Genomic DNA, 4521 nt, shown 5'->3' with positions numbered 1-4521 from the left:
CAGTCCGTGTCCAGGACGAGCGGTCCGCTGCTTCGACCGACCGGCGGTCAACCAACCGGCGGCAAGCGGCCGTTGGCGACCGGGGCTCCCGCCAGCGGATCCAAGCCGCCAGTTGGCCGTCAGATCGGCCATCAGGCCGGAACCAGCCGTCAGACCGCGGCCGGGGTGTACTTGTAGCCGACCCGGCGGACCGTCACGATGGTGTCCCGGTAGGCCGGTCCGAGCTTGCGGCGCAGCCGGGCGACGTGCACGTCGACCGTCCGCCCGTCCCCGACGTGGCCGTAGCCCCAGACCGCGGAGACCAGGTGGTCCCGGGTGTGCACCCGCTGCGGGTGCTCGGTGAGGTGGGCCAGCAGCTCGAACTCCAGGTAGGTGAGGTCGAGCAGCCGCCCGTCGACGTAGGCGTTGCGCCGCTCGGTGTCGACGGCGATGCCGCGCCCGCCCGGGCGGACCGGACGGACCCCCGCCACGGTCTGGCCGACGGGCCCGCCGGTCGTCGGCTGCGCCCCGTGGGCCGGGTGGGCCCCGGGGAGCGTGTGGGCCCCAGACGGGGTGGCGGCCCCGACACCGGCCGGAGCCCCCGGCAGGCCGACGACCCCCGCCGCCGGGCTCTCGGTCGGCACCAGCACCAGGTACCCGACCATCGCGCCGCCGTTCACGGCGCCGAACTGGATTCCGTACTGGGCGAGCAGGCCCTGCGGCAGCGCGCCCTGCGGCAGGGTGGCGACGACGGCCGCCCCCTCCGGCAGCGCGGCGAGCAGCGCCTGGGGCACCTGCGGGACAGCCGCGCCCGGCTGCGCGGCGACGGGGGCCGGGACGGTCGCCGGACGGGTCGAACCGACATGGGCCGGGCCGACGTGGGCCGTTCCGGCATGGGTCGGTCCGGCGTGGGTCGGTCCGACATGGGGCGGACGGGCCGCCACCCCGGGCCATCGGTCGGACAGCGACGCCGGGGGGACGGACGGTCCCGCGGCCCCGGACGCGCCGGGACCGACCGGCACGGTGGCGGGAACCGCGGAGACCGGCGGGACGGAGCGGACCGCGCGCAGGTGCGGGGTCGCGGTGGGCAGGGGCAGGGTGGCCGTGGAGGAAGAAGACATGGTGTGCCGCTCATTTCGCGCGTGACGGACGGGGTGGAGTCGTCTGCGCGTCGACCGGGCGTACTGCCTGGGCTGGACCGGACCGAACCGGATCAGCGGGCGGAGGGCCGGGACGCGCTGGGCGAGCCGGGACACGTTTGATCGAACAGGTGCGGCTGCCGGGACGGCCAGAACGGCTCGAGGTCGAGGCGACCCCGCCGGCTGTCCACGGCGCGGCTCCCGCACCGGTTCCACCGTCCGGTCCGTCCACCCGCGCGCATCGCGGGGGCCGACCCGGCCGTTCGGGTACGGCCGACGATGCCGGGGGTGATACTGGGGCAGACGATGTTCACTGGTGGTCTCTCCGCTGGGCGGGTCCGGTTGGTCGGCCGCGGGCACGCCGGACGGGCGGTCCGCTACGGCCTGGTCGACGGGTTTCGGCGGTGCGTCGGACGGTGGGCCGAGTGGGCCGGGTGGGCCGTCAGCGCCGGGGACGTACCGGGAAGGTCAGGCCGGTCAGCGACAACACGCGCTGCAGATCAGCGCGTGGTCGATGTAGCGGCGGACGGTGAGCGCCGGATCGGCGGCACCGGGCAGGACGACGCCGGGCATGGGGGCACCGGGCAGCGGGGAGCCGGGCACGGCGGTGGTGATGCGTCGTCGGCCGACGGTCATCCTGCTGCCCTCCCCCTCGTTCTCCACACGGCGGCGCACCGTTGACGGTGCCCGCCGACGATGCCTCGCCGGTTCGTCGAAGGCCGTCCGCCGGTTGCAACGCCCGTACGAACGGGGCGTTTCCGGCGCCCCCGACGGCATGGCCGGGCGGCCTTCGTCCACAGAGCCTTCCACGGCCGGGCCGGTCTAGGCAACCTTCGGCGCAGTGATTGTCCACGATGCGGACGGCAGAATGAGACGCCGGGCGGAAGGGGCAGGTCGGCGCGCTGACCTGCCGACTCTTCGCGCGGCAGTCGTACGGCGGTCGCCCAGCCGCCCTTCAGCCGTTGTCGAGCCGGAGCGCGGGCCGACCCCGGCCGGAGCCGGCCCGCGTCTGGTCATAGCCGGACCGTGCCTGGTCGACGCCGGGCCTTGTCCGTCAGCGGCCGAGCCGCCTTCAGGCGCCGACCGGGGCGCGACGGTGCCGGCCGGCGGCGGCGTGCTCGACCAGCGCGACGAGCAGGTCCTTGCCGTCCTGCCGCAGCCGCGCGTCGCAGAGCACCACCGGGATGTCCTGGTCGAGGTCGAGCGCCTCGCGGACCTCGTCCGGCGCGAACCGCTCGGTGCCCTCGAAGCAGTTCACCGCGACCAGGAACGGGATGCCGCGCTGCTCGAAGAAGTCCACCGACGGGAAGCAGTCGGCCAGCCGCCGGGTGTCCGCGAGCACCAGGGCGCCGAGCGCGCCGCGGGCCAACTCGTCCCAGACGAACCAGAACCGGTCCTGACCGGGCGTGCCGAACAGGTAGAGCGCGAGGCCCGGCCGCAGATCGATCCGGCCGAAGTCCATCGCGACGGTGGTGGTGCGCTTCGCCTCCACCCCCGAGGTGTCGTCCACCGGGCGGCCCAGCTCGCTGAGTTCCTCCTCGGTGCGCAGCGGCCGGATCTCGCTGACCGATCCGACCAGGGTGGTCTTGCCCGCGCCGAAGCCGCCCGCGACCAGGATCTTCACCGCGACGGCCGGACCACCGCGCCAGCGCGGGTCGTTGGCGTTCGCCGGGTGGGGCGCGGTGCGGTCCGGGTCGGGCACGGTGCCCTCCGGACGAGGGCGGGGGTCAGAGCGCACGGAGTCCATTGATCACGTCTCGCAGCAGGCGCTCGTCCGGCAGCTCGGCGAGCGGAACGGGTCGGGTGACGCTGATCAGCTCGGCGTCGTAGAGGTCGCCGAGCAGCACCCGCACCACGCTGACCGGCAGGTCGGTGTAGGAGCCGAGCTCGGCGACGGAGAGCGGCTCGCGGCGGCACAGGGTGAGCAGCGTCTGGTGCTCCGGGTCGAGGACGTGCGCGGGCACGGCCCCCGCGACCGGCCCGGGATCGACGGCGGTGACCAGCGAGATCAGGTCGAACAGCCCCTCCTCGACCGGCCGGGTGCGGCCGCGGGTCATCGAGTAGAGCCGCACCACCGGGCCGGCCTCGTCGTCGAACCAGCGGTCGTCGACCGGGGTGCGCGGCCGGAACAGGTCGACGTCGGGCTCGTACGGGTCGTCCTGGCCGTCCGGGTCGTCCGGGCGGCCTACGGCGTCCGAACCGCCACTGCCGGACGGCCCGTCGGCGCTGGAGGAACCGCCGGTGCCCGACGAACCGCCACCGCCGGACGGCCCGGCCGTACCCACCGGCACCTGGGGGCCGTCCGGCGTCTCCGGGCCGTCCGGCTCATCCGCCTTCGGATCCGCCATCGGACCGCTCATCTCACCGGCGGGGCGGTTTCGGTGCGCGGCTCGGCGGCCATGTGCTCGCCGACCCGCTTGACCAGCAGCGCCATCTCGTACGCGATCTGGCCGATGTCCGCCTCGGCCTCGCTCAGCACGGCCAGGCAGCTGCCGTCGCCGGCGGCCGTGATGAACAGGAAGGCCTCGTCCAGCTCCACCATGGTCTGCCGGACGCCGCCGACCTTGAAGTGCCCGCCGGCGCCCTTCGCCAGGCTGTGGAACCCGGCGGCGACGGCGGCCAGGTGCTCGGCGTCCTCGCGGTCGAGGTCGCGGGAGGCGCCGGTGGCCAGGCCGTCGTTGGAGAGGATCACCGCGTGCCGCAGGGCCGCGACGCGCCCCACCAGGTCGTCCAGGAGCCAGTTGAGGTCCCCTGACGACTGCATCGACGTGGTCATGAATCAGTTCCTTCCGCTGGAGCGGGTGGTGCGTGTGGAGCGGGTGGTGCAGATGGTGCAGGTGGTGCGGATGAAGCGGGTGGTGCGGGTACGACGCCGTCCGGGGTCCGGCGGACCGGCTGCCCGGGCGGCATGCGCCGGACGAGCGGTGCCCGGCCGGTGTCCTGCGGCGCGGGCAGCGCCGCCGGGGCGGGCGCCGGGCCGATCGCCCGCCGGGACCGGTCGGGCGGCTGCCAGGCCGGTACGGCGGTGGGCCGCCCGGCCCCCCGCACGGCACGATCGTCGGGTGTGCCGGGACGATCCGTCAACGGAGCGCCGGGGCGGTCCGCCGGAGCCGTTGCCCCTCGCCCCCGGGTGAAGCCGCGCTGGAACGAGGCGAAGGTGGCCCTGGCCTCCTCGGGCGAGCGCTCCCGGACCTCCCGGGTCTCCCCGCCGTCGCGGGGGCCCCGGCCGTCCTGGGTGCCTCCGGCCGATCCACCGCCGGCCGACGCGCCCCCGGGCCCGCCCCCGGGCCCGCCGTCGGCTCCGGTACCTGCTCCGGCTCCGTTGCGGAACCGTTCCTTCAGCTGTTCCGTGAGCTGTTCCCTGAGCTGCGGCGCCAGGTTCGCCTGCCGGACCCGCCGGGGC

At 75.5% G+C, this 4521-nt stretch carries 5 protein-coding genes; all 5 read right to left on the bottom strand.

The window, feature by feature from the left end; genetic code table 11:
- Window positions 1-149: 149 nt before the first annotated feature.
- A complete protein-coding gene (locus ACFU6K_RS32215; RefSeq protein ID WP_380669053.1) occupies window positions 150-1100 on the bottom strand; it encodes a winged helix-turn-helix domain-containing protein in 951 nt (316 codons plus the stop codon).
- 495 nt (window positions 1101-1595) lie between these two features.
- Window positions 1596-1781, bottom strand: a complete 186-nt coding sequence (locus ACFU6K_RS32210; protein WP_380669051.1) for a hypothetical protein — start codon at window positions 1779-1781, stop codon at window positions 1596-1598.
- A 409-nt stretch (window positions 1782-2190) separates the two neighbouring features.
- Window positions 2191-2820, bottom strand: coding sequence for an ATP/GTP-binding protein (locus tag ACFU6K_RS32205; RefSeq protein WP_380669049.1), 630 nt, complete (start codon window positions 2818-2820; stop codon window positions 2191-2193).
- Between the two features lie 25 nt (window positions 2821-2845).
- A complete protein-coding gene (locus tag ACFU6K_RS32200) occupies window positions 2846-3403 on the bottom strand; it encodes a DUF742 domain-containing protein (RefSeq protein ID WP_380669055.1) in 558 nt (185 codons plus the stop codon).
- 71 nt (window positions 3404-3474) lie between these two features.
- On the bottom strand, window positions 3475-3894 hold the full coding sequence (locus tag ACFU6K_RS32195; RefSeq protein WP_049652175.1) for a roadblock/LC7 domain-containing protein: 420 nt from the start codon (window positions 3892-3894) through the stop codon (window positions 3475-3477).
- Between the last annotated feature and the right edge of the window lie 627 nt (window positions 3895-4521).

It is taken from the genome of Kitasatospora sp. NPDC057512 (genome assembly GCF_042802135.1).
Classification (GTDB): domain Bacteria; phylum Actinomycetota; class Actinomycetes; order Streptomycetales; family Streptomycetaceae; genus Kitasatospora.
The sequence above is the reverse complement of the archived record's forward strand: the minus strand, read 5'-3'. Positions and strand labels throughout refer to the sequence as shown.

What these genes read in the sequence shown, in the direction of transcription:
- ACFU6K_RS32195 (WP_049652175.1), bottom strand. Translation starts at nt 3,894, where the DNA reads ATGACCACGTCGATGCAGTCGTCAGGGGACCTCAACTGGCTCCTGGAC.
- ACFU6K_RS32215 (WP_380669053.1), bottom strand. Translation starts at nt 1,100, where the DNA reads ATGTCTTCTTCCTCCACGGCCACCCTGCCCCTGCCCACCGCGACCCCG.